At 46.0% G+C, this 1,213-nt stretch carries 1 protein-coding gene; it reads right to left on the bottom strand.

The window, feature by feature from the left end; translation table 11 throughout:
- Positions 1-109 precede the first annotated feature (109 nt).
- A complete protein-coding gene (gene pheS / locus M595_RS27700; protein ID WP_023069150.1) occupies positions 110-1,099 on the bottom strand; it encodes a phenylalanine--tRNA ligase subunit alpha in 990 nt (329 codons plus the stop codon).
- Positions 1,100-1,213 lie beyond the last annotated feature (114 nt).

The raw sequence follows: 1,213 nt of genomic DNA, 5'->3' as shown, positions 1-1,213 counted from the left end.
CCCACCGAGATCCACAATAGAACATATTTTCCCGTTCAACTCCTAACAAACCCACACATTTGACCAGTCCAAGCGGGCATTGCTTTCAAACCCCTGCAATTGAGAATGATTAGAATTGTCTCAAAAAACGTAAATCACTGGCATAGACACGGCGAATATCATCAAGCTGATGCAAAACCATAGCAAAGCGTTCGACCCCAAATCCGGCTGCAAATCCGGTATATTTCTCTGGATCATACCCCACCGCTTGAAAGACATTCGGATCAACCATGCCACAGCCCAAGACTTCTAACCATTTCCCCTGCCATTGTAAATCGACTTCAGCCGAGGGTTCAGTAAACGGGAAATAACTCGCCCGGAACCGAATTGGTAAATCCCCAAACATCTGACGCAAGAACTCTTTAATCGTGCCTTTGAGGTCACTAAAACGCAATCCTTCATCAACGGCTAACAGTTCGATTTGATGAAACACGGCGGCATGAGTCGCATCAACGCTATCGCGACGATAAACCCGACCGGGTACTATTACTCGTAACGGAGGTTTACGCTGTTCCATGTAGCGAATTTGCACCGGAGAAGTATGGGTTCGCAGCAAGTTCCCACCGGGGAGATAAAAAGTATCCTGCATATCTCGCGCCGGATGATCCGGGGGCATATTCAAGGCTTCAAAGTTATAATAGTCACTTTCCATATCTGGCCCGGTTGCCACCGTGTAGCCCAAACCGACAAAAATATCCAGGGCGCGATCAATAATGCCGTTAAGCGGGTGAATTTGACCTTGGGGACGATAAATTCCCGGCATGGTTACATCTAGGGTTTCACTCTGGAGTTGGGCTTCAAGTTGGGCGGCTTGAAGGGCGGTACGTTTGTTGTCTAAGTCGGTTTGAATGGCTTGTTTAACTTCATTAGCCATTGCCCCCACCCGAGGACGTTCACTCGGATCGAGTTTGCCCATTGCCCCTAAGACTTGAGAAAGTTGACCTTTTTTACCAAAGTAGTTGATTCGCAACTGTTCGAGTTGATCGAGAGTGTCACAAGTGGCGATTTCATCTTGGGCTTTTTGGCGTAAATCTTGGAGTTGGGTGTCAATTTGAGTCATATCGGAAATTTTCAATAAACAACTTTTAAGTTCAAATGATGCTTAACAGAACAGATGGAATCAATCACAGGTTGTTCGGCGCAAAAATCGTAACATTGATCGATTAACATTACA

The organism is Lyngbya aestuarii BL J (assembly GCF_000478195.2).
GTDB lineage: Bacteria > Cyanobacteriota > Cyanobacteriia > Cyanobacteriales > Microcoleaceae > Capilliphycus > Capilliphycus aestuarii.
Note: the sequence above shows the minus strand (reverse complement) of the source record. Positions and strands in the feature narration are given on the sequence as shown.